Genomic DNA, 23,585 nt, shown 5'->3' on the forward strand with positions numbered 1-23,585 from the left:
CGCCTCCAGCGCGGCTGCGTGCTCTGGATGCGGCCACGGTGGGGATTCGGACTCCCAACGCCGCACTGTGCGGGCCGCGACCTCGATTCGAAGGCCGATCGTGCGTGCGACTTCGGTCAGTGCATCAGCCAGGGCCGCCTGAGATCGGTACCCCAGCCCCTGGCGCGCCGCACGTAGCGCCGCGTTCCCACTGTTTCCCATGCACACGAGAATAGTCCGCTATCAGGACGTTGGCGAGGTCAGTGTTTCCCATCGGACTTCAAATGTCCCCATATTTGTCCTTCTTTCGACCGCCCGATGGGATCAGTCTTGAGCTGCTGGTTACCGAGGTTCCGTGCAGGTGCCAGCTCGAATCACGATTGTCGGCCGAGACGGAGTAAACGATGAACGAGCCCACCCCTTCACTTTCCGAAATGCTCGAGAATCTCGAGCGACTTGGGCTCGTTCGCTGGGGTGCGCTGCCTCGGCGCACCCCAGGCCGATACGCAGCGGCATTCGGGCCGGCGCCGGCCGACTACATCGGTGTCCTGCCCTCGCTCCCGGTCGCCGTCGCTTTGCATCGGTGGGCATCAGGAGAGACCTGGTGTCGGACCGCGAACTTCACTGGCATCGCGACGTCCACGGTTGAAGGGTTGCGATGAACCAGGCCGATGACCCCTTTGCCGTTGCTGATTCGCCACGCTCGCGCAGTCATTACTACCGGCACGTGTGCGGTCTGCCGACTCTTGTCGACCAGGCAACGGGGAGGATCACGATGCGTGCCGGCTCGACCGGGGCTGTGATGATGCCCGCCGATCTGGCGCAGCGAGTGAAGATCGAACTCGATCGCCGCAACGAGGGGCCGTGCCCGATCATCGGCCAGCCTCGCGCTGGAGTGTGGATTTACCTGGTGCGTTCTGATCTACGCCCGATTCTCGATCCCGCCGTGCTGGCACGGCTGTGGCAGGCGCGAGTGGTGGTCATCCGCGACGGAGATATCGCTTTGCCGTCGCCCGCGCCGGACCAGAGAGTTTCCAGGACCTGGATCGCTCCTGCCTCAACCCCTTTTCGGCCCTCCGGGACTACCGTTCTCGACTGCGTGCGCGAGTGCCTGGCAGTGTCGAAGCTTCGACCATCCTGAATCGTGCCCACGCCGCCACCTGGCGCAGGCTCGGCGAGCATTGACAAGCTATGTCCGCCAACGACTCCGGTGGACCTCACGTTTCTCGGAACGCTAGCCTGGTTTTCGCGGGTGGCGGAGATTGACCGAGCTGAGGCCATAAGGGGAGTGGATGTGATGCGGTCGCACAGGCGGACGCCGTCGAGGGAACTGAGTCCCGTGGAGGCATGGTGGCTCGACGGGGTCAACCATCTCGATCATGGTGACCTGGCCCGCGCGGAGGCATCATTCGCGACCGCGGTCCAGCACGATCCCACCGCTGCGGATGTGTGGCTCGGGATGCACGCCGTCGGTCTACGTCGCGACGAGGCGATCAAGGCCATGGCCAGCCATAGCGGTTCCTTCGGAGCCCTCCGGTCGAAGTTCGGCCGTAACCTCTCGTCGCGGTTCGACCTTGGCTTCTACGTCACGTACGGCTTGGAAACGCAAGCGCATCTGTGGTTGGCCGTTGTCGCCAAGCTGCTCCGCGACGGGAAGCTCGACTCGGCAGCGCAGTTCCTCGCGGCGACGACGGTCGACGACGACCCGGTTCGCCTCCTGAGAACTCGGCACGCGTTCATGAGCCAGGACTGGACCGTCGTGCTGACGTCCTCGCACGGTGTCACCGATGAGTTCATTCGCGATGAAGTCGAGTTGTACGCTGCGATGGCGCTGCTGGCCCAACAAATCTTCGACGAGGCGCTCGATGTTCTGAGCAAACTGCCACGGGCGATGCACGCCGAACGCGTATTTCAGGCTGAAATCCGTGTCATACGAGGTCTGTCCAATGAAGCTCTCGGTCGGAAGGAGTTGGCGCAACGCGACTTCCAGGCCGCTTACCGATACGCCCCGGAATTTCCGGGCCTGCTCGACAAGATCGTGCCGACGAACCTGGTTGCGGTGCCTACCCTGAGCCCAGTTCCCGTGACATCGCCAGTGCCCGTCGGTCCAGCACAGGTGCCGTCGATCGCCGCCGAGCCTCACGTACGTGACCGGGAGAAGCTGCTCGCCGACGCGCTGGCACGGCTCGACGCGATGATCGGGTTGGAACCGGTCAAGCAGCAGATCCAGTCGTTGGTCGCGCAAGTGCGTATGGCCCAGGTTCGCCGAAGTCGCGGCATCGCCGCAGATCCCGCACTGCAACACTTCGTCTTCGTCGGCCCTCCAGGCACCGGGAAAACCACCGTCGCGCGGATCCTCGGAGACATCTTCGCGGGCCTGGGACTGCTCGAACGAGGCCATCTGATCGAAGCGCAGCGCCTCGATCTGGTCGGACAGGTGCTCGGTGCCACGGCCGTCAAAGCCACCGCGGTAATCGACTCCGCTCTCGACGGGGTCCTGTTCATCGACGAGGCCTACGCGCTGAACAACAAGGGCTATCTCGGCGGCGACGCGTTCGGGAACGAAGCACTGCAAGTACTGCTGAAACGCGCCGAAGACGACCGCCACCGCCTGGTCGTCATCCTCGCGGGCTACCCGCGTGAAATCGCCGAAATGCTGGCCAGCAACCCCGGACTCGCATCGCGATTCACCACCAAGGTCGACTTCCCCTCGTACTCGCCGACCGATCTCACCGCGATCGCCCAAGCGGTCTTGCACAGCCATGGGAACGTCGCAGGCGATGAGGCGACCAAAGCGCTGCACCGGTGTTTCAAACATGTTGTCGCAGCGGGAGTTGTCGACGATCTCGGCAACGGACGCCTCGCCCGCGAGCTCTGCGCGAAAGCAGCCGCTGTGCGCGACCTTCGACTTTCGCGGTCGTTGGATGGTGGCGAACCTTCGAACGAAGAGATTGTCGCGATCGAGGCGCCCGACATTGAGGCCGCCTACAACGAACTCGTCAGAACCCATGTCGAGACAGGTCCGCCGGACGGCAGCGACCCTTCCCCAATGCCTCCATTCGCTAGCTAGCCTCGATCCTGCGAACTGCTCTGACGCAGGTCAGACCGTCAGTGCGGCGTGTAGTTCGGCGGCGAGGTGGTCCAGATGAGGATCGGTCATCACGGTGAGGTGGTTGCCGGGGACTTCGATTGTGTGGACGGATGGAGTGAAGGCGCGCCAACCGTTGGTAGGGCTGTCGGAGTGGCTACCCAGTGTTCGGTGCACGGCCGCGAGGGTCGCCGGGAGTGGATCGGTGGCTTTGACCAGGACTATCGGGATCGGGGTCGGTTGGATGGTGTAGCGGGCCGCGGCGAGCACATGGGCGCGGAACACCGCATACATGCGCTGAACGATGCGTTCGGCGTCGCGGTCGGGGAGCAGTCCCGCGGTGGTGGCCTCAGCGACGATCGCCGTGAACAGTGCGTCGGGATCGGTGGTCGCGGAGAGATCTTCGCTGTTGAGGAAGTCGCTGGTGGTGGGGTTGGCTCCCCACATGAGGTCCATGAAGAACCAGCGGATGAGTTCGGGCTCGGTGACCGGCAGGTCCGCGGTGGCATCGGCGACGATCGTGTCGATCATGATCAGCTGGCTGACCTCGGGCGCACCCAGCTGGCGTGCCATCTCGTAGACGATGTATCCACCGAACGACCAGCCGCCAAGCAGATAGGGTCCGGACGGCTGCACGGAGCGGATGGCGCGCACATAGTTTTCAGCGAGTGCTTCGACAGTGTCGAGTGGTTGGCTGTCTGGAGTGAAACCAGGCGCTTGGAGGCCATAGACGGGACGCTCGCCGGGCAGTCGTTGTGCCAGGGCAACGTAGGGCATGATGCTTCCGCCGATGGGGTGGACCAGGAACAGAGGATGGCCGGTACCCTCGCGTAACAACGTCGCGCTGACCGAATCAGGTTGCACACCACTGTGTTTGGCGCTGATCAAGGCGGCGATGTGCGCCGGAGTCGGTGCGACCAGGAATTGGTCGAGCCCGATCTCCACGCCGAACTGGCGTTGAACGGAGAGCGCGATATGCAGTGCTGCAATGGAATTGCCGCCGCCGGCGAAGAAGTCGGTGTCGGGCCCGAACTCGCCCACGCCCACCGCGGCGGTGAACGCTTCGGCAACCCGCTTGGTCAGACTGTCGGGCTGGGTGGGCGCTTCGGCGGGAGCAATGTCGGCGGCGGCCAGTTCACGCAGCCGCCGGTCGTCGCGTTTACCGCTTGCGGTGCGTGGCAAAGCGTCGATGACATGGATTCGAGCGGGGACCATGTAGTGCGGCAACTGTGCGCGAAGCGAGGCCTGAATGCTGACGAGGTCGGTCCCGGCTACGGTGCCGGCCAGAAAGGCTTCGAGGATGGTCTGCCCGTCAGGGACGGCTCGCGTCACGACAGCGTGATGTGTAGCGGTGGGCGCGCTGACTGCCAGTGCTGCTTCTACCTCGGCGGTCTCGACGCGGAACCCGCGAATCTTGACTTGGCCATCGACACGGCCGACCATACGGACGTCCCCCTCGGGCGAACGAACCGCGAGGTCACCGGTGCGATACATCACGGTGCCGCGCGGGGCGGCGAGAAACCGCTGCGCGGTCAGGCCGGGCCGGTTGAGGTATCCCCGTGCGACACCTAGTCCGGTCAGATAGATCTCGCCGGTAGCGTTCGCGTGCACGGGCCTGAGCTGATCGTCGAGAATGTGGACATCCAGTCCGGCGATCGGCTGGCCGATAGCCGGTTGTGTGGGGTACTCCGCAGCACATCCGTGGAGCAGATTGCTCAGTGCGACATGGGTTTCCGTCGGGCCGTACTGGTTGTCGAGAGTGACCGCGGGGTTGGCGGCGCATAACTCGCGGATTTCGTCGGTGATCCTGAGCTGTTCGCCTGAGGACACGATCGTCATCAGGCCAACGGGGTAGGTCTGGGTAGCCTTGGCGGCGGCAGCCAGGGACTGCAGCGCCACAAAGGGCAGGAAAACGCGGTCGACCTGTTCGCTCGTCAATACCCGCAGTAGCTGGCGAGGGTCGGTGCGCTGCTGGGTCGACATGAGTCGTAATGTCGCGCCACTGCACAAGGTGGAGAAGATCTCCTGGAACGACACGTCGAACGTCAGCGGCGCGAGTTGCGCTGTGCAGCGGCCAACGCCAGTGGAATTGCGTTGGGTTGATTCAAGATTCGCCAGTCCGTGGTGGTGCATCGCTACGCCCTTGGGCTCGCCCGTTGACCCGGAGGTGAACAGAACGTAGGCCAGGTCGCTGGGCGACAGTGCCGGTGGAAGTGATGAGTCGTGGTGGTCCGTCGTTGGTGTGATGAGGGCGTGGCCGTCGTGGTCGTCGATGATGAACTCGGGTCCGGCGATGGCGAGCATCGCCGTGCTCCGCGACTGCGGGGAATCGGGGTCGATCGGGACTGCGGCCGCGCCCGCTCGAAGTGTGGCTAGCAAGACCGCGATCTGTTCCCGGGAACGACTCATCCTCAGTGCGATGCGGTGCCCGCGCTGCACACCGCGTCGGTGTAGCTGTAGGCGCGCTTGGTCAACGTGTGCGGCCAGGTCCGCATACGTCCAGTTCCCGTGGTCATCAGCCAATGCGACGGCGTCAGGGAAGAGCGCGCACGCATGGTCGAAACGCTCCATCACGTTGGTAGTCGCGAAATTGGTTGGTGCGCAACCTGGTTCCCGCAGAATGGTCCCTAATGCGTGAGTGAAGGCGCGGACGTAGTCGTGGCGTTGCCGCTCGGTCACCCCATTAGGCGCCGCGCCGAGATTGAGCTGAAGTTGGTGACTGGCGGGGTGGACCGCGGCGGTCACCATCAGCGCGAAGCTGGTCTCCTCGTAGGCAGTGAACGCGTCCAACGTGATCGCGTCAGTGTCAAGTAGTTCGCTGACTTGCCGGTAGTTGACGTAGTTGAAGGCAGTGTCGAATAGGTCGCCGTGCTGATCGAGGATCGCCTGCAGCGGGTATCGCCGATGTGGCCGAGCGGTGGCCTCCGCAGTGCGAACCTGGTGGACTGCCTGGTCCCACGTGGTCACCGACCGCGTGAACCGGACGGGAACGGTGTTGAGGAACATTCCCGCGACGGACTCGATCCCCGGCATGGCCGGGCGCGCGTGGGTCACCATGCCGGTGACCAGTTCGTCGGTGCCCGTGAGGTGACCCATGGCCCAGCAGTGCGCGGTCAGCAGCACGCTCTTCGCTGGAATGCCGCGTTGCGCGGTGACTGCGAACAGGCCGTCGGCGAACCAGCGCGGCAAGGTCGCTGTCGTGGTGGTTGTCCCGGTAGCCCGAACGGGCTCATGCGCCAGCGCCGACTCGAGCCTCGACGGGACGGCGCCGGTGAGGTACGAGCGCCAATACCGTTGCGCCGCGCCGTCGGCGATGCAGTCCTGCTGAGCGCGAACGAATTCCGAGAGGGGTGTCGTGGGAGAGGGTGTCAGGTCGGAAGGCGCGGGGACTTGGCCGATTTCGTACAGGTAGGTCTGGAGGAGCTCGGAGATCACGGTGGCCGCGCTCCACCCATCGAGGATCGCGTGGTGGAAGCTGAACGTGATGGATACGGCGTCGCCAGCGCCGGGGCATACACGGAGTCGCCACAGCGGAGCTGCGGTGATGTCGTAGGGGTAGGTCCGCATTGTCTCGGCGTGATCGTCGACGAGCTCATCGACAATCACTAACGGCGTCGGGACTTGTCGACGCACGATCTGCACGGGCTGGCTATAGCTGACCAGATCAAAACTCGATCGCAGCGCCGGATGGCGCGCAGTGATGCTTTCGGTGGCCTCGGCGAAGGCTTCCGGCTTCCATGGCATCGTCAGCTGGTAGCGGAAGACGTCCTTGTACTTGCTCGAATGGCGTTCTTGCAGAGCGTGATACAGCATTCCCAGTTGCATCGACGATGCTGGGAACGCGTCCTCGGAGTGGGCGAGGATCGCGCGATCAGTGATCGGAACGAGGCCAAGTCGCGTCGGCAACGCAGCTGCCGGAGCGGTGACAGTCTGGTGTTCGACGAGACGGGCCCAGTGCCGAATCGTTGGTTGATCAGCGAGTTGCTCGAGATCGATGGACAAGTGACGGCTTTCGATCGCGGCGCGCAGTCGCAAGATCTGAAGTGAATCTCCGCCGGCACCGAAGAAGTCAGTGTCGAGGTCGGAAGGTCGCGCACCCATCACCTCGTGCCAGGCGTCGGCCAGCAGGACCTCGGTCTCGGTGGTGGGCGCGGTCATTTGACGCAGCGGAGGCAGGTCGCGTCGGAGCCGCGATAGTGCTGCACGGTCAGCTTTGCCGTTGTGGGTGACGGGGATAGACGTCACGGGCACCAGAACCGGGATAGCGAACGCGGGAAGACGGTCGCGCAAGAACTGTTCGACCGCAGCAGTATTTGCTGAGCCTCGGTAGTAGCCGACCAGGCCGTTGTCCCCGTTGGCATTCGGTTCGTTGAACACGGCCGCAGCGCTCACGTCTGGCGCTGCGGCGAGTACGGCGCGGACCTCACCCAGGGCGATGCGATTGCCACGAATCTTGACTTGGTCGTCGAACCGGCCGAGATACTCGAGATTTCCGTCAGCGCGCCAGCGAACCCAGTCGCCGGTCCGGTATCGGCGGCCGCCGGCAACGGTGTCGTCGTCAACGAAGGCAGCAGCGGATTCGATGGGGCGCTCGTGGTAGCCGCGCGCCAGACCGACGCCGACGATGTTGAGCTCTCCCGGTGCGCCGAGCGGGGCTCGTCGTCCGGTCCGATCCAGGACGAGGAGTTCGATGTTGTCGATCGGCGTGCCGATCGGAACGACGTCGATCGATGTCGCCATGTCAGCGGTGACCTCGAAGGAGGACACGTCGACGGTGGCCTCGGTAGGTCCGTACAGGTTAGCGAGCAGTGTCTTTCCTAGCCCTAACTGGCTGAACAGCTCACCGAATCTGCGGACTGAGGCAGCTTGCAGCGCCTCGCCGCTGCACACGATCAGGCGTAGCGAACGCAGTATGGGGGTTCGGTGACGTGCTACTTCATCGAGGAAGGCATCGAACATCGATGGCACGAAATGGAGGACGGTGACCCCGTCGCGAGCAATGGTGTCGACAATTTTGCGCGGGTCAGTGTGGGCGTTGTCGGGCAGAATAGACATTTGCGCTCCGGCGTGCAGCGGCCATATCAGCTCCCATACCGACACGTCAAAGGTGAATGGAGTCTTGTGCAAGACAACATCATCGCGGGTCAGCTGGTATCGGCGTTGCATCCACTGCAGCCGGTTGACGGCGGCTCGGTGTTCGACCATGACGCCTTTGGGGCGTCCGGTCGTTCCCGAGGTGTAGATCATGTAGGCGAGGTCGTCGGGTTCGACCGCAACTGATGGGAGATGCGCCCGGTCTCGGGTGGGCGAGGGTGAGACCACCTCAGCTATTTCATTCACGTCGGTGACGAGGGCAGCGTCGGTGATGACGAATCGTGCACCGCTGTCAGTGATCAATTGCTTGATTCGTGCGACGGGATAGTCGGGTGAGATCGGCACGTAGGCACAGCCCGCGGCCTGTACCGCGTGGACGGCGACGACGAGCTCCGCAGTTCGACGCAGCACGACCACAACGAATTCTCCTGCTGCTACACCTTTTTCCTGCAGAGTGGCGGCGAGGTTGTGTACTCGACGCCCGAACTCGGCGTAACTGCACTGCTCAGGTTCTCCCGCGGCCGACATCGTGCGAAGCGCGGTGCGTTCGGAATAGGTACGCACTGCCTGATCGGTCAGGCTTGCGAGAGTGTCGTTGGGGGCGAGTCCGACTACCGTTCCTTGTTCGAACATGTTGAGCGCATGGGTATCCCGGCGGTTCGGTGCGCCCAGTACGGTGACAGGAGCGTGGGGAGTGCTGATAGTGGTGGCGATGGTGGACAGGACCGCGCCGACGGCGTCTGTGATCGACAGGTGGGTGTCGAAAACGTCGCCGGCGTAAAATACGTCGACGTCGACGGTGCCGTCGTATGCGTACTCGTTGACGATGATGTTTACCGCGTCCATCGCGTAGCCTGCGGTCACCGTGGTGACGTCGTCACGGATGGCCGCGAAGTGCTGGTCGGTGGGGAATTTGTTATAGGTCAGTCGCACATCGAACAGCGCTGTCGTCTCGGGCGAGGCGGTCCGCACTGCGCGAGCGAGGTCTCCATAGGGAAGCCGTTGTCGATCTTGCAGATCGTGTAATTGGTGAGCGACATCGTCAACGAGGTCGCCGACCGTCGCGAATGAGGCAAGTGCGATGTGAACGGGCAGAATATTGGCGAATTCGCCAACCGTTGTCAGCGTTGCGGCGGAGTCACGGTTGAGCAGGGTGACACCCACGATGCTGTCGCCGACCGGATGCACGCGGTTGAGGTAGACCCCGATCGCGGTGACAACGCGTGCGACGAGTGACCCGGCCCGCAGCGTCGGTGCCACGTCATTCGCGCTCAAACGCAGATTGTGTCGACCGATCGCAGACCGGGGCGCCAGGGTCTTGCGCGTGAACAGCGCGGGGGAGAGGGCAGCGAACCGAGTGGTCAAAGCTTCGAGATCGCTGTGATAGGCGGCAGATTCACGGTAGGCCTGCCAGTCATCGATGGCTGCCAGATAGCTTGTTGTGGGTGTGAGTCCGTGCGTGGTGCCGAAGTAGCCGCCGATCAACTCGCTAACCACTAGGGAAACTGACCATCCGTCGAGTGCCGCATGGTGGAACCGGAGCACCACGACGAGTGAGTCGCTACGGTCCCGCGCGATGGCGAATTCGGTGAGCGGTCCATCGGCTGGCAACGCAGCTTCGGCGAGGTCGCCGATCCAGGCTGCGAATGCCGCTCGAGGATGTGGGTGGTCGGTGAAGTCGACGAACTCGATGTGTTCAGGAACCGTCCGCAAGCGTTGCCTCGGTGCGACGGTGTCGGTGAGTTCGATTCGGAGCGCGTCGTGGCGGCGATAGAGGTCGCGGATTCCCGACGCGAGGCGATCGACGTCGGTCGCGCCGATGATGCGTAGGTGCTGCAACGACTGCACAACCGGACGGTCAGGAAGCAGCGCACCGGCAGCCACCAGGTCTGTTTGGTAGGGCATCAGCGGCCAGTCCTGTGGCGTCGGCGCCGCATTTGCCTTTCCGACGTGGTGTACCGGGTTGGCATTCGCCGAATCGAGGTAGGTCGCCAGCGCAGTGGGCGTGGGGTACTCGCTCATGTCGCGAACGCGCACCTCGACACCGAGTGCGGCGCGCAGCCGCGTCCGGATATTGACTGCCGCTAGGGAATCGACACCGAGGGACTTGAAGGAACGGTCGACATCGAGTGTCGCCGCCGGGGTATAACCCAGAATCTGCGCGACCACCGAACGCACCTGGTTCAGGGTCGTGTGATCCGACGGCCGCTCCACGACGGTGTACTCGGCTGCCGGTACATGCCGAGAGCTACCGTCCCAGGAGCGGACATTGAGCCTGGCGACACCGTCATCGGGCATCATCCAAAAGCGTTTGCGATCAAAGGGATACGTCGGAAGTATGACAGCCGAGCCACCGCAGTGGGTCAGGTAGTCGGCCCAGTCGATGTCCACGCCTGCGCGGTAGAGCTCGGCGGCGCTGAGGAGCATTTTGTCGATGCCGCCGTGATCGCGTTTGAGCGTGCCGATGGCGAGCACTGGCTCGGCGTCGGCGTCGGCGTTGATGATCTCGTTGATCCCTGCGGCCAGGACGGGGTGGGGGCTCACTTCTATGAACACGCGATGTCCGGCGCGGTACGCGGCGGCGACCGCGAGGTCGAAGCGCACCGTCTGCCGCGCGTTGGCGAACCAGTAATCGGCGACCAGGTCACTGCCGGCGACAGCATTTCCGGTCACAGGCGAGAAATAGGTGATAGTCGAGTCGCGCGGTGAGAGCGAGGCGAGTGCAGCGCGGATCGGGTCAATGAGTTCGTCGACGTGTGTTGAATGCGACGGCATCGGCACCGGCACAACCCGTGCGTCGATGTGTTTGTCCGCGCATTCGGCCAGCAAGGCCTCGATAGCGGCGCTTGACCCTGAGACAACGGTGGACTCTGGCCCATTCACGCACGCGATGCCCAAGCCATAGGGTGTCACCAAAGCTGTCGCCGCAGTGAGTGACAAAGGCAGCGAGACCATCGCACCGCGGCCGGTGATCGCCGACATCACCGCACCGCGGCGCGCGATCGTCATTGTGGCGTCGCGTAGATCGAGAATTCCCGCGATATGCGCTGCGGCGACTTCGCCCTGGGAATGTCCGATCACCGCACTCGGCGTGACGCCCAGTGACTCCCACACCCGAGCCAGCCCGACCATGACCGTGAACAGCACCGGTTGGGTGACCTCGACCCGGTCGAGGTCTGCCGCGTCCGGCTGTTCACGTAGAACGTCCAGCACCGACCAGTCAAGGAATTCAGCGAAAGCGTTCGAGCACTCCTTGACCGCATCGTAGAAGATCGGCGAGGTTGCGAGCAGCTCTTGCGCCATGGACGCCCACTGCGATCCCTGGCCGGGAAAGACAAGGACGGCGCCGGATGTCCTGGGCATCGTGGCCTGTTGGCCGAGTACGTCGTCGGCGATGAGATCGAGGCGTTGGGCGAGTTGAACAGTGTCGCGGCCGACCACGACAGCTCGATGCTGGAATTGCGAGCGGCCGAACGTCATCGTGTGCGCGACGTCCGTCGGCGCCACATCAGGCTTGGCACGCAAGTGGGCCGCCAGACGGGCCGCGTTCGCGCGCATTGCGGCATCGGTTTTGCCGGTGACGACGATCGGCACCGGACGACCGATCCCAGGTGAAGGGAGTGCGGAGGGCGCCTGCTCGAGGATGAGATGGCAGTTCACCCCAGAGATCCCGTTGGCCGACACACCGCCCCTGCGCGGGTTCGCACCACTTGGCCATGGGGTGACGGTGTCGAGGACCCGCAGACTGTCTGGATGCGTGATCGCGCTGCCCTGGCGGAAATGTGCCGTCGGTGGGAGCATGCCGCGACGGATGGACTCGACCATCTTGATCACCCCAGCGACCCCGGACGCGGCCTGGGTATGGCCGAAGTTGCCCTTCAGTGACCCGATCAACAGCGGGTGTCCGGGCTCGCGGTGGACTCCGTATGCCCGCGCGAGTGCGGCGATCTCGATCGGGTCGCCGGTCACAGTTCCGGTGCCGTGCGCTTCCACAGCATCGATGTCGGCGGCGGTCAGCCCGGCGCCGCGCAGGGCGCGGGCGATGGCGGTTTCCTGTGCAGCCTGGCTGGGCATCGTCAGCGTTGCCGACGCCCCGTCGGAGACAACGGCACTGCCGCGCAGGACAGCGAGGACAGGGCGGCGATCGCGGATCGCGTCCGACAGTCGCGCCATGAGAACAACACCGGCGCCCTCGCCGAGCCCGAACCCGGCCGCACCCGCGGAGAACGGGCGAGTGCGGCCGTCATCGGCAAGCACGCGCATCAGCGAGAACCCGACCATGATGCTGGGGGAGGCGTGCACGGTCGCGCCTCCGGCTAGAGCCAAGTTGCACTCGCCCGCGCGCAGCGCTTGGGCGGCTGTATGAATCGCGACCAGCGAGGAGGAGCAGGCCGTGTCAATGCTGAGAGCAGGTCCGCGCAGCCCGAGTGCGTAGGCGACCCGACCACTCGCGACACTGGCAGTCGTGCCGGTGTCGAGATAGCCGCGACAGAGTTCGAGATCGGCCAGGCGCGGACCGTATTCCTGCTGAATGACCCCGAAGTAGACGCCGGTGTCAGATCCCACCAGCGCGTCCGCGGAGACTCCGGCCCCCTCGATCGCTTCCCATGACGTCTCCAGCAGCAGGCGTTGCTGGGGGTCCATCGCGAGCGCTTCGCGCGGACTGATGCCGAAGAAGTCGGCGTCAAAGGCATCAGCATCGGCCAGGAAGCTGCCGAACTCGGTAGCGACCGTGCCCCGTCGGCGTGCGTCGCCGATCAGCCGAGCGATATCCCAACCTCGATTGGTTGGTAGCGCGACGGTGGCATCGGCACCGTCGACCATGAAACGCCACATCGCGTCGATGGTGTTCACGCCACCTCCGTAGCGACAACCCGTTCCGATAATGGCGATGGGCTCTGCCGCGTATGCAGCCTGATTGGGGGTAGACACCGGCCGTGCTCCTAGATGCGTGGAGACCGGCAGGGTGGCCGATCAGCCGCACGCTAGCGACAGCCAGTCATCACTGGGTTAGCCGGTGGTTAATGGCCAGTTATCACTAGTTTGTGGTGCTGTCAAGTCGAAAACTGCCACTCTTTGTGGGCAGCTCGGCGCTTGCTTTACGGTTTGATGAAGATATTTACTTCACGGGGAGCACGGCTCCACCTAAGATCTCCGGTCTGCGTCAATAAGGACCCACTTGAACATGCATCATCCCGCAGGTTTGTCGGGAAGAATTCTCACCGAGACTCCGGCGGCATCCACGTCGCCGCATAGTCGTCCTTCAGGGGACGAAAGCGATCCCGCACCCATACTCCGTCAGGAGCTCGTTGCCGCCGCTGTTCGCGGCCTCGACTCGGTTCCCGCGCTGCTCACCGAACTCGACACAACGCTGTCGCGGTCAGATTCTTTCGGCGCGCGCTACGGAGTTCGTATCCGGGCAGGCGCCAACGAAAACTCATTGCCTTTCAATGTGTTGGCGTCGGACGCGACCCGCGATCTTTGCGACATCTTGAACCAATGTGCGTCTGCGGTCGAAACTGCGTCTGCAGACCTCGCCCCTCGTGGGCCAGCTGCCCAGGCCATCTACATACGTGGGCGACTGCTCGCGGTACCCGACTGTCCCGAAATCCCCACGGAAATGCTAACTCTGGCGGTCGAGGCGATCTTGGCGGCGACGGCGGCCATCGACAGTCCAGGCGACCAGCGCCGCGTCGGCACCTGTCCGTGCGGTGAGCCTCTTGCCATCGATATCCGCACGTCAACAGTCATTTGCGCGCGCTGTGGTCGATCTCGTCCGTACGACAACGGCCGGTCGACGTTGGCGACGACAGTGGCGGAGGTCGTAGCTTCGATCCCTGAGATCGTTGAGCTACTTCCTCGCTTCGTCGGTGCCACGGTGAAGCCTGCCACGTTGCGGCAGTGGGTGGCTCGGGGCAAACTCGAACCGATCTCAGCCCCGTCGCCGGGACCCGCGCGCTATCGCCTCCGCGACGTACTGACTCTTCTCGGGGTCTAGTCGGCGCTCGACTCGGGCCATGATTCCGCTGCCGCATACAACATTTTGGTAATTGCTTGGAAAGTTTCGGGTGGCTAAGATAACCAAGGTCTACCTGCGACTTGCCATGCTGGCGAAAATTGGTTGTCACCAGCACTTGTGAGCATCTGTGGCGTGGAAGTGATTGGCGCGGGCGCAGAGCCCCTTCCGGGCGTATCAAATCAGAACCCATTCAACTTGTCTCACCTGGGAGATCGAATGTCGAAAAAAGATATCGGACTGTACGCGCCCACGCTGGCCAACCATCTGACCTGGGCGCGGGAGCGTGCAGGCCTGACCGCCCCAGCGCTCGATTTGCGAGCCAATGTCAGCGTGAGCCTAATTCGCAAGCTTGAAAGCGGCGAAAAGAAGAATACGAGCGAGCAGACGCTGCGATCGCTCGCGAGCGGACTCGCCCTGACGGGAGCTACTCAGTGGCGCTACCTCAGCGACCTCAACCGCATGCACATCCCCAAGCCGTGGTCGAAGAGCGAAGTCGCCGCGTCCCTGACCGCCGCCGAGCAGGAACAACTTCGGGAGCTGAGCGGCATCGCGGCAGCGTTTTTGAACGAGCGATGGGACATCCTTGGGTCGACCCCGCGCTACGAGGAGCTTTTCCCTGGCATCGGCACCGTAGGTAACGTCGCGCGCTGGCTGTTCAGCGATGCCGGCCGTCGCACCGTGGTCGACTGGGAAGACGAAGCGGCGCAGGTCGCCGCTCTCATGCGCGGTCTGATGGCGCATTTCGACAACCCCGAGTGGGGCAGGGTCTTGATCTCCGAGCTCGGTGACGACGCAGACTTCGATCGGTTGTGGCGCGAGCGAGGTGTGGCCTACGACCGCACCGCTGAGTCTCCGATCTATGTTCGGACGGCCTCGGGACCGATGAAGGTCGTGATGCAGTTCCGGCCGGTGACCGAGCGACCCGACATGGTTCATCTCGCGCTCGCGTTCCCGCAGCCTCCGGTGACCACTGCCGCATAATCGCCATTCTCGTTGCTTGGCTCAGTACCTCATGTAGGGCTGAGTGCGCTCGACTTCTCACTGGAGTACGCAATTGAATACATCAGAAATCTTCGCGCCCACGGCCCCACCCTGCGTAGGCCGACCGGGATTTATCCAAGTCGGAGAACTCCGGCAGTGGTACCAATATCCCGACGCAGTCGCCGCGCGGATGGTCTGTAATGACCTATGCCCGCGCCAAACACTCCTGGCCTGTGCGCGCGCGGCACTGCATGCCGGGGCGTCGCACGGGAATGAAGATCAGGGTGCCGTAGCGGACGGCGTGATTATGGCCGGAGTCGTCTGTCGCGGCGATGCCGCGACGATCGAGGAACTGCGCGACGTGATCGCGGCCGGCGCCGCCAAACCGATCGGTGCGCGCGCCTGCGTGGGGTGTTCTCGTCCCCTCTGCACGCGTCGCCGCCGTAAGGATGGTCACGTTGTGCACGAGTCGAATGGCCGATGTACTGCGTGTCATCGTTCGTGGCGGCGCTCAGCGTGACCGGTGACACCGCTGGTGTGCTGGTTGGTAGCTACCATTGGCCCGGCGGCTCTCCGCCCGCACGCCACTACAGTCAGTCGTCGTGCGATTTCTGACGAAAAAGGGACCAATCCATGCACGCGGCTTCAGTTTCGGACGCAGTATCTGTCGAACTCTTGGGGAAATATCAGTTCCGAATGCCGAGTGGTCATGGAATTTCGTGGACATCGACGCAGTCTGCCTCACTTTTAGCGCTCCTCTTGACTAATGAAGGAAAACACATTTCGAAAACTCAACTCGAGGAAATGTTGTGGCTGAGCGTCGGAAAATCGGTTGGTCCCTCATCGGTAAAAGTCGCGGTCCATACGTTGCGCAAGTACCTCACGCGCGATTTCGGTGCGAATCGGACGGTCTTTCTTATTGAAGGCGGCGCTCGGGGGTACGTTCTGCGCAACGACGGCGATGTCAGGGTCGATTCCTCAGAGTTCGAACGCACTTGGCGCAAGGGAAGCGATGCGGCGTGGCGGGGATCACGCGACGACGCGCTGGCAATGTTTCGCCACGCGATGTCCACCTACCAGGGCGATTTCATCCCAGGTCGGTCGGAAGCATGGGCGGAGGAACATCGGGAGTGGTTGCGCTCCAAAGCAATGCACGCTCTCGAGGTCCTACTCGGCGACGCCTGCCGCCTCCATGACGCAGCCGATGTCATGTATTACGGCCGCAGGATGCTCGAGCTCGATCCCACCGATGAGCGTGCCTTCGTCGCGATGATGGTTACCCATGCGCGCAGACGTGAGCTGGACCAGGTCAAATACTGGTACGAACTCTGCAGGTCCCGGCTGTGGGAAAAATTTGAGGTACCACCCAGCGCCACGACAACCGAAGTATTTATGGATGCGGTAGCAGGGTCGCAGGTGGAATTCGAGAGCGTACTGCCCATGTAGGCCCATGCGCCAGTGCGCATGAATACATTGTCATCACGGTTAATAATGTTTCAGTCTGGCTTAACCGACTCATGATAGAACCATTGACGTGCAGATCGAAGAACAGATGATCCTTGTCCTTGTCGAAGACCTTCGAATCCCGCGCGACCAGTTCACGCGAGACTCGCATCTGGTAGCGGACCTGGGATTCGATTCACTGGCCTACCGCATCGTGCAGTCCGCATTCGAGGCGAGACTTGGTACGCGACTACCTGATGAGCAGGTACGCGCGTGCGAAACCTTGGGCAGCCTGATCGAGTTCGCGCAAACCACGCTTCGCTGACGCCGAGCTCGATAGAGGACTACACCCAAGACCGTGAGTAGGTTCACCGAAGCTCTTGCCCATTCTGCCTCGACCGACACGGGAATGGTTACGGGCGAACCGAATTCGCCCACGCGTAGGTCGTGGGCCGAGATCCGGCACCGGGCGTGCGCTATTGCCGGTGCCCTCGCTCTCGAAGGTGTGGGTCCGGGGTCGCGCGTGGCAATCCTGGTCAGCTCGCCCGTCGACGTGGCACCCCTGATTCAAGCGGTGTGGATGCGACGAGCCGCCTTCACCATGCTGCAACCGCCGACTAGTCGCGCGAACGAGGCGCAGTGGGCAGAGCAGACCGGGGCAACGTTGTCGATGCTGGATGCCCAATGCGTTGTCGTCGACGACTCCAATCAGGATCCGTTCGACGGCGTTCGCGTCCTGCGTGTCGGCGATCTCTCGAGTGGCACCGCGGTTGACCCGTTGGACCCCGACGACGCCGCCCCCGCGTTGCTCCAGCTCTCTTCAGGGTCGACTGGCACCCCTAAAGCGATAGTTATCACCCACCAAAACCTGCACGCGAATATCAAGGCCATGGTCGCGCGATTCGACCTCGACCAGCCCGACCAGGTAGCTGTCTCCTGGCTGCCGCTCTACCACGACATGGGAATGGTCGCGTTCCTGGCACTGCCGATGATGACGGGGATGGACCTGATCAGCGTCACTCCCACCGACTTTCTTGTTCGCCCGTTGTTGTGGGCCGAGCTCATCAGCCGCCATCGCGGAACCTTCACCGCCGCACCGAACTTCGCCTATTCCCTGCTCGGCCAACGACTATCGCGGGTGGAAGACTCCGCCTACGACCTCTCGTCCATGCGCTACGCGGTCAACGGCGCCGAGCCCGTGGATTGTGTGGCGATGGACTGTTTCCAAGCCGAAGCCGACCGATTTGGCTGGCCCGACACGGCCCTCGTCGGCGCGTATGGCATGGCCGAAGCGACCCTGACCATCTCGGCGCCACCGCGGCACGTTGGCCTCACCTCTGAGACAGTCGATCCTGACACGCTCGAACGCAACGCTGTCGCCGTACCCGATCCCAGCGGGCGGCGTCTTGCGCTGCTCAGCGGGCCAGTCGACGGAACCGAAGTCCGCGTCGTTGGCACCGTGGCTGCCATCGAACTCGACTGTAGACAACTGGGCGAGTTCCAGATCCGCGGGGAATCCGTTGCCGCACAGTACATAACGATCGACGGTCTAGTGCACGCCCAGGACGCGCAGGGCTGGTTGTCCACCGGCGACCTCGGCTACCTCACTGAGCACGGCGAAGTAGTGATCTGCGGCCGCCGCAAAGACGTCATCATCGTCTCCGGACGAAACATCTTTCCCACCGACATCGAACGCGCCGTCGAAACTGTCGAGGGCGTTCGCCGCGGAAACGTGGCTGCTGTGTCGCTCAACGCCGGAACTGCGAACGAACGTTTCGCGGTCATGGCCGAAACGACCACTGCTGTAAGTGACCACGATGCGGAACAACTCCGTCGCGCGATCGCCACCGCGGTTCTGCGAACCCTTGGCGTGGCACCCGCACGTATTCTGGTCGCCCCGGCTGGTTCAGTGCCGAAGACAACGTCGGGCAAGCTGCAGCGTGGTCGAGTCAGGGACCTCCTGGCGGGCCCACGCTCGTAGCGCGAAGCTGGCTGTTGGACATCCTCCCTGGACTGTCACACCGCAGTCGATAGTATTAGTGCAGCGGCGGCGTGAAAATGCCGTTATACAACCAGATGTGTGCTCGACTGGGCCGACAACAACGAGGCCGCCCGAATCTGACTGATCGTGGCCGAGTTGGCTGCTGTTAGTTGAATTGTGTTGGCCGCGAGGGATTTCGGGGTGTCGCTGCAGTCAGCCTCTTCATCCTGCCGCTGAACCACGTTTCCCGCAGGCTGATTTGCGCTCCCTCGGCTGCGCAGTGTCGGTGGTGTTCCTGTACTCCAGAGGCCCGTCCGCTTCAGCTCACCCCTTCGCCAGAGTCAGTAACATCATGACCCGCAACACCTGGCCAACGATCACTTCACTCAGGCAGTAGTATCCGAGCATGCACGCAGACATCGACGGGGCACTTCGAATTGGCCAACTGGCAGCGGATTTCGACTGGCAGTGGACCAACGAGAATTCTGATGCCTTCTGTCGCGTTGCACAATTACAGGTCGATCATGAAGTGCCTGATCGGGTGATACTCAAATCGATGTTGACGGTGGACCCGTCGGCCGGGTTCGTACTGTCTTCGAAAGGACTGGTTTCAAGAAAGGGCTATTCTCCGCACAGCGTCATGCAACTCTATGTAAACGTAACATGAATTGATGGTGGACAGGGCGATTATAGTGCTTTGCCATCACTTCGGGTTAAGTGACCCCGCAGGACTCCGTGTTAATGCTTTGACGATGAAAGGATAAAATATGCAGGGGGATATCGAAGGTGCAGTTCGTGTCGCGAAGATAGCGCGCTCTTTCGAATGGACTTGGGCGCAGCGCGACCTCGAGCGGTTTTGTGCAGAGAATAGTTGGGTGTACCCCGATCAGGGAGCCGATGGCGCTTCGTTCTTGGTAACGAACCTGCGGGTCAATATTAAAAAAGCCAATGTCTTCTGCAATAGGCAATATATCAGAGGTCCTAGTGGGCGCGACGAATCGCTAGAGCGGATAACTGTGTATGTCACCGACATTTCTCGTGTTAAGAATAAGACAGTCGCAGCGTCTCTTTCGGAGTGTATGAACTCGATGGTGGCAGAGCTGACTATAGAATTCGGCGAGCCTACTATCGTCGACCTGGAGCCCAAGCGGATTCGCTGGATCGACCATGACTGCGTCATTAGTCTGCTGCAGCGTGGAACATATATCCTACTAGAGATCCTAAACCCTCGATACTGGATGGAAGTCCAGGATCTTGATGCAGAGTAGTATGGAAAAATTCTACATGGAGTTGTAAAAATATAGAGCGTCGGAAGATTCGCCTGGGAATCGGTGGGGGACGGATTGTTAGTCGTTGCTTAATATTCACGTAGGGCATCCTGATTGTAATCGCCCGTATATTCGGATGGATCGGGTTATTCGTCGCTGACCGTGTTGCGCAAACGCGATGGTATGCCTGGGTGCTGTTGTGTATAGTCCGGCACCACTCGCCGACAGGTCGTGGACCTGCCGGAGATCAAAGCCAGCGCCACCGAACAGCGACTCCGCGCCCACCCGCTGCCCGTGCGGCGCGGACACCCAGCCGGGGGTCGCGGTGTCGGTGCAATACGGCCCGGCACCCACCGCAGCCGCGGTGTTTCTGTACTCCGGGCAGTTCCTGTCGAAACAGCGTGCTGCCACACCCTGCCGAAAGTTCGGGCTCGCGATGTCGCAGGCCACGATCTCAGCGATCAGCCGCCGCGCCGTCGAAGACCTCGACGGATTCCTCGCCCGTGTGGCAGACCAGATCGCCGCAGTCCCCGTGGCGGGTTCGAGGAGACCGGGTTCCGGGTCGACACCAACTGTCGGTGTGCTCACCTGGGCCGCCCGCTGCCGGTGCCGAGATCGACGCGGGCGATCTCGCCGAGCGCGTCGGTCGGTTCCGGTTCGCAGCAGTGCTCGAGGGGCGCGGCAATCTCCGGTCGTGGCGACCAACTCGCTCGCAAACATAACGCGCCTGGCTCGCCGGTTATGAGGCCGCCATGATGACTACCTGCGGTTCACTACGAATCCGCTGGTCCCGGCGGATAACAATGGAGCCGAACATGATATCCGGATGGTCAAACTCCGGCAGAAGGTGTCGGGGTGCCTACGGTCGATGACGGTGCGCAACATTTCGCCGCGTTACGCAGTTACATGTCGACCGCGGCGAAACAGAGCACCCGGAATATCGACGCCCTCATCCAACTGGTTGTGGGCCGTCCTTGACTGCCCGCATAACCTGACCAGTTCCATCTAAATCATGTGGGAATTGACAGTTATGCGTACCCCTCTGGGCGCAATCAAGGGCTTTGAAGATTTATGGGTGCTCGCAGCATTACGGAATGTTCTCTCGTTCACTGAAATGTAGAAACTCTTAGCTCTGACAGCCGCCGACTCGTGAGTATTCGCCGCTGCCTCGGTGACTTATCCGATGGCACGAATGTTCGCCAAATGCTAACCGGTCCTAGTCGGTCCCATTGGCGTGGACGAGGCGCGTGTCTATTTGCATGAACCGATTTGCAGGACAATAATCACGCTCCGCTAATTATGTAGGTGTTAAATGTCAGTAAATGAATTTTCTGTGACCCCAGTGGACCCGTCGACGATTTCGGTTGACGATGCTACTCGGCTGGAGGTGGATCCACTTATACGCCGCCGAAAGATCTCGCTGTTCCGACGAGCTGTTAGGAATGTGAAATATGAAAACGAGGTCTCGCGGTATGGTGTCGATGTATCGAAAATTCCGAGGCATCGGCAAGATCGCGAGGAACACTTTGATGATCTAGCAGCGCAGGCGGAGTTAGATGACGAACTTGCTGGTGGCGATTCGAATCAGGCTCGAGTTAGTCGGTTCCAAAAGCTCTTTGAGCATACAAGGAGGATTCGAGCCGCGCCGAATCAATTAACTGAGGACATCGGACTCAAAGTTGCCGAGCGTGATCTAGAGCAACAGATTCGCGATGCTGGGAACAAACCAGGAGATGGCATACTGGTGACTGGGCGACGAGGTGGGGACACTCTCGATATCGTCGCGATCGTGAATGGGAAGTTGGTTGTAGTCGAAGCGAAGGGGGGTGAGTCGAAATGGCCGAAGCTGGGGACGCGCCTGGTCAAAGACGAGCATGGTAAGTGGCACATTGTTCGTCAAGGGTCGCGGATGTATCTTCGTGACCTATTGCGGGTGGATGAAGAGCTACGGTATCAGTTGACGCTGCACAAGATGACCTTTGGGCATTTGAGCGACGAACTGCATATTCTGGACCAGCTACAGTCTGGTAGTGCCGATATTACTTACTCGGTGGTTCAGGCTCGGGTTCAACGGGGCTTGAAAATCAAGAGGGGGTTACCGCAGCGAGGTCCCGATCGACTTACCGTCACCGGCTATCGCTTCGATATTGGAGAAGCGGGAATTGGTCCGCTTGAGCCGATGACTGGCGGCGACCCCAGGCCCGACAAGGCAACTCGCGATGCTATGCGGGCGCAGGTAAAGCGGGAGCAGATCGCCTGGCCTGGCAAAACTAGTCGTGCGCCACGAGGTCGAGCGGCCGGCGTCGTTGGGGCCGCTGCTGTGGTTGCCGCAGGTGTGTCAGTCGCAAGTGCTGGGAATGCCAGTGGTGAATCAGCGTCGCCAGGTTTAGAGGCATATAGCGGCATGAACTTGAGTGGTTCAGTCCGGACATCCACTGATGACGGTGTCTTGTCCGGATTGAAGGCGACTATCGCCGAGTTTTCGCGAATGGCGACTTCATTTACTAGCTACGTTCAGAATGGTCTGAATGATTTGGCGGTAATGGTTGGAGGTGCTGTCGCGGCGGCGTCGGGGTTTGTGACCGATGTTATTGATTCAGCGGGGGCGCAGGCGATTATCGATAAAGTCTCGGATGACTGGGCTTTTGCGCAGGAGTTGCTGAATATTGCGATGTTGTTTTCGCCGGTGGGGACGGTAGCTGCGGCTATTTCTGCGGCTGTGCCGATTGTTCAGTTGATTGTTGAGCATTGGGACGAGGTTCGGGCTGCGTTTGATTGGGTGTTGAAGAATGTTTTGACGCCGGTGGCTGAGTTCTTTATGACGGCGTTCAAGGTTTATGTTACGCCGTATCGTTTGGCTTTTGATGCGGTGATGGCTGGGTTCAATGGGATGGGTGGGGTTGTTGGTGGTGCGGTTGGTGCGGTGCGGTCGACGGTCGCGGGGATTGTGAAGGCGATTGGTGAGATTTTCCAGCGGCTCGAGATCAATATCGGATTCCCGGTCAACAAGTCGTTCGGGTTGAGGAGTGTCGGTGATGCGATGGTGGCTTGGGCTTCTGAGCGGTTGGCTGACGGTGGTTTGGTGGGTGGGCAAGGCCGGCCCGCGCCGCGTAGGGGGTCCGGCATCGAGGTGATGGCTGTGATCGATCGGTCGGTGTTGCGTGCCGCCCAGGCTGAGGAACGCAAGATCGGGTACGCGTATCGGCCGCCGTTCCTGCACGACGGTGCGTTGCCTCGTACGGATAACGGGCCTGGTCCGCGCACATTTGATGTGCGGGTCGCTGATGTCGACGCGGCGTTCGCGCAGATCCGGATGTTGCAGGCCGTGCAGGATGCGCGGTTCAGCCCGGTTGGCGTGTAGCCAGCAGAGGTAGACAGCGGAAATTCACAAGAGATCGGAAAGGTTGGAAACGATGAGTGATTCGAAACCGCAGGGTGATCCGGATCCGTTGGCTGGCTTCAACATCGAGATCCATCCGGCCTCTTTGGACGGGCTCGGCGATGTACCGGATCAGAAGCTGAAAAGGTTGCGGCGCAAGATAAGAAAGAGCCCCGCATGAGTCCTTCGCGCCGGTCGTCTGCATCCAAACCCACACTGCAACAGGCGAATCCGCCCAGGGCTGACGATCATCCCAGGGGGTACACGGCCACGGCTCGGACACCGAAGAAGCCGATTCGGTCGCGTAAGACCGACGAGCCGAAGCATGGTGCTCCGCCGAAGCCGCCGGCGCA

14 protein-coding genes are annotated in these 23,585 nt (G+C 61.9%); 12 read left to right on the top strand and 2 right to left on the bottom strand.

Features of this window, described 5'->3' with window-relative positions:
* The first annotated feature begins 637 nt into the window (after positions 1 to 637).
* Complete coding sequence (locus tag ACFWVD_RS26430) at positions 638 to 1,120, top strand: DNA-directed RNA polymerase subunit beta (RefSeq protein WP_379247254.1); 483 nt, start codon at positions 638 to 640, stop codon at positions 1,118 to 1,120.
* Positions 1,121 to 1,123: 3 nt separating this feature from the next.
* Positions 1,124 to 3,049, top strand: coding sequence for an AAA family ATPase (locus ACFWVD_RS26435; protein WP_379247255.1), 1,926 nt, complete (start codon positions 1,124 to 1,126; stop codon positions 3,047 to 3,049).
* 30 nt (positions 3,050 to 3,079) lie between these two features.
* Here the strand turns inward: ACFWVD_RS26435 and ACFWVD_RS26440 are convergent, their stop codons facing one another.
* The gene (locus ACFWVD_RS26440) at positions 3,080 to 13,093 is read right to left on the bottom strand and encodes an amino acid adenylation domain-containing protein (RefSeq protein WP_379247257.1); all 10,014 of its coding nucleotides are present in this window, start codon (positions 13,091 to 13,093) and stop codon (positions 3,080 to 3,082) included.
* Positions 13,094 to 13,346: 253 nt separating this feature from the next.
* Here ACFWVD_RS26440 and ACFWVD_RS26445 point away from each other — a divergent pair, with 253 nt between their 5' ends.
* Together ACFWVD_RS26445 and ACFWVD_RS26450 are read left to right on the top strand one after the other, a co-directional pair.
* Positions 13,347 to 14,159 carry a hypothetical protein gene (locus ACFWVD_RS26445; RefSeq protein WP_379247259.1) on the top strand — a complete coding sequence of 271 codons (813 nt, stop codon included), beginning with the start codon at positions 13,347 to 13,349 and terminating at the stop codon, positions 14,157 to 14,159.
* 237 nt (positions 14,160 to 14,396) lie between these two features.
* Positions 14,397 to 15,161 (top strand): helix-turn-helix domain-containing protein, encoded by a 765-nt coding sequence (locus tag ACFWVD_RS26450; RefSeq protein WP_379247261.1) that lies wholly within the window; start codon positions 14,397 to 14,399, stop codon positions 15,159 to 15,161.
* A 205-nt stretch (positions 15,162 to 15,366) separates the two neighbouring features.
* Here ACFWVD_RS26450 and ACFWVD_RS26455 read toward each other — a convergent pair whose 3' ends face one another.
* The gene (locus ACFWVD_RS26455; protein WP_379247263.1) at positions 15,367 to 15,627 is read right to left on the bottom strand and encodes a hypothetical protein; all 261 of its coding nucleotides are present in this window, start codon (positions 15,625 to 15,627) and stop codon (positions 15,367 to 15,369) included.
* Between the two features lie 230 nt (positions 15,628 to 15,857).
* Between ACFWVD_RS26455 and ACFWVD_RS26460 the strand changes: the two genes are divergently transcribed.
* The 8 genes from ACFWVD_RS26460 to ACFWVD_RS26495 all read left to right on the top strand — a co-directional run bounded on the left by ACFWVD_RS26460 (position 15,858) and on the right by ACFWVD_RS26495 (position 23,413).
* Positions 15,858 to 16,607: a BTAD domain-containing putative transcriptional regulator gene (locus ACFWVD_RS26460; RefSeq protein WP_379247308.1), complete on the top strand. Its 750-nt coding sequence runs from the start codon at positions 15,858 to 15,860 to the stop codon at positions 16,605 to 16,607.
* 88 nt (positions 16,608 to 16,695) lie between these two features.
* Positions 16,696 to 16,929: an acyl carrier protein gene (locus ACFWVD_RS26465; RefSeq protein WP_379247265.1), complete on the top strand. Its 234-nt coding sequence runs from the start codon at positions 16,696 to 16,698 to the stop codon at positions 16,927 to 16,929.
* Between the two features lie 33 nt (positions 16,930 to 16,962).
* Positions 16,963 to 18,585, top strand: a complete 1,623-nt coding sequence (locus ACFWVD_RS26470; protein WP_379247267.1) for a fatty acyl-AMP ligase — start codon at positions 16,963 to 16,965, stop codon at positions 18,583 to 18,585.
* 406 nt (positions 18,586 to 18,991) lie between these two features.
* A complete protein-coding gene (locus ACFWVD_RS26475; protein ID WP_379247269.1) occupies positions 18,992 to 19,252 on the top strand; it encodes a hypothetical protein in 261 nt (86 codons plus the stop codon).
* A 100-nt stretch (positions 19,253 to 19,352) separates the two neighbouring features.
* Positions 19,353 to 19,853 carry a DUF6301 family protein gene (locus ACFWVD_RS26480; protein WP_379247271.1) on the top strand — a complete coding sequence of 167 codons (501 nt, stop codon included), beginning with the start codon at positions 19,353 to 19,355 and terminating at the stop codon, positions 19,851 to 19,853.
* Between the two features lie 855 nt (positions 19,854 to 20,708).
* On the top strand, positions 20,709 to 20,831 hold the full coding sequence (locus tag ACFWVD_RS26485) for a hypothetical protein (protein ID WP_379247272.1): 123 nt from the start codon (positions 20,709 to 20,711) through the stop codon (positions 20,829 to 20,831).
* Between the two features lie 334 nt (positions 20,832 to 21,165).
* Positions 21,166 to 23,214 (top strand): hypothetical protein, encoded by a 2,049-nt coding sequence (locus ACFWVD_RS26490; RefSeq protein ID WP_379247274.1) that lies wholly within the window; start codon positions 21,166 to 21,168, stop codon positions 23,212 to 23,214.
* A 52-nt stretch (positions 23,215 to 23,266) separates the two neighbouring features.
* A complete protein-coding gene (locus tag ACFWVD_RS26495; protein WP_379247276.1) occupies positions 23,267 to 23,413 on the top strand; it encodes a hypothetical protein in 147 nt (48 codons plus the stop codon).
* Positions 23,414 to 23,585: the final 172 nt, after the last annotated feature.

It is taken from the genome of Nocardia sp. NPDC058666 (assembly GCF_042714895.1).
Taxonomy (GTDB): domain Bacteria; phylum Actinomycetota; class Actinomycetes; order Mycobacteriales; family Mycobacteriaceae; genus Nocardia.

Coding starts and splice junctions, on each gene's coding strand:
- ACFWVD_RS26430 (WP_379247254.1), top strand. CDS start 638: ATGAACCAGGCCGATGACCCCTTTGCCGTTGCTGATTCGCCACGCTCG.
- ACFWVD_RS26450 (WP_379247261.1), top strand. CDS start 14,397: ATGTCGAAAAAAGATATCGGACTGTACGCGCCCACGCTGGCCAACCAT.
- ACFWVD_RS26445 (WP_379247259.1), top strand. CDS start 13,347: ATGCATCATCCCGCAGGTTTGTCGGGAAGAATTCTCACCGAGACTCCG.
- ACFWVD_RS26490 (WP_379247274.1), top strand. CDS start 21,166: ATGTCAGTAAATGAATTTTCTGTGACCCCAGTGGACCCGTCGACGATT.
- ACFWVD_RS26475 (WP_379247269.1), top strand. CDS start 18,992: ATGCACGCAGACATCGACGGGGCACTTCGAATTGGCCAACTGGCAGCG.
- ACFWVD_RS26480 (WP_379247271.1), top strand. CDS start 19,353: ATGCAGGGGGATATCGAAGGTGCAGTTCGTGTCGCGAAGATAGCGCGC.
- ACFWVD_RS26495 (WP_379247276.1), top strand. CDS start 23,267: ATGAGTGATTCGAAACCGCAGGGTGATCCGGATCCGTTGGCTGGCTTC.
- ACFWVD_RS26460 (WP_379247308.1), top strand. CDS start 15,858: ATGCCGAGTGGTCATGGAATTTCGTGGACATCGACGCAGTCTGCCTCA.